This is a genomic window from Enterobacter sp. 118C5, from assembly GCF_034107645.1.
GTDB lineage: Bacteria > Pseudomonadota > Gammaproteobacteria > Enterobacterales > Enterobacteriaceae > Enterobacter > Enterobacter nematophilus.
This window is the reverse complement of the sequence record NZ_JAWNEU010000041.1, coordinates 1-542: the sequence shown is the minus strand read 5'-3', so window position 1 is coordinate 542 and position 542 is coordinate 1. Positions and strand designations below refer to the sequence as shown.

3 pseudogenes are annotated in these 542 nt (G+C 56.8%); all 3 read left to right on the top strand.

The window, feature by feature from the left end:
- Positions 1 to 100 (top strand): annotated as a pseudogene (locus UTO39_RS22300) (DUF3304 domain-containing protein); the annotation flags it as partial.
- Positions 88 to 304 (top strand): annotated as a pseudogene (locus UTO39_RS22295) (hypothetical protein); the annotation flags it as partial. The pseudogenes UTO39_RS22300 and UTO39_RS22295, both read left to right, overlap by 13 nt.
- 102 nt (positions 305 to 406) lie before the next feature.
- Positions 407 to 542, top strand: a pseudogene (locus UTO39_RS22290) (DUF3304 domain-containing protein); the annotation flags it as partial.

Sequence of the window (542 nt, the reverse complement as noted above, 5' to 3'; positions counted from 1 at the left end):
TGAGGTGAAAGTGACCACCAGCTGCGTGAGCCCCGGCCGGCCTGGCTACCCAATCAACGAGCCGCTGCAGATGCCGGAGCCAAAAGTATGTCCGAAATAATCACCGATCTGGCGTGGTTCCCGCCGGTATTTCCGGCTCAGGGGCGTTTACCCACTCAGGCTGCGCTGGTTGGCGCAAACTGCTCGCAGCAGGACAGCCACGAGCTGGCCTAGCCTGGCCGCCGGGCGACGCGTGGAGCCTCCCTGCTGCAGGACGCTGCATCTCAGCCTGTTTTTTGACGGCACTGGTAATAACCTTAGTCATTGACTGGTCTTTAGGCCCCTTCAGTAATGCTTAGCCATGCCATTGCACAGGGCATGACTAAGCAGGATGCAGTAACGTGTCAATTCATAAAAGGAATGCAAAATGAAAATACGACATTACCTCGTGATACTGGGTGCCCTGCTGCTGGCGGGCTGCAGTCAGCCTGCGGCGAAGGCTGAAATCCGGAGTGGCGGTGGTGGAACCATTGTTGCCATCAACCATACCAAATGGGCAATCA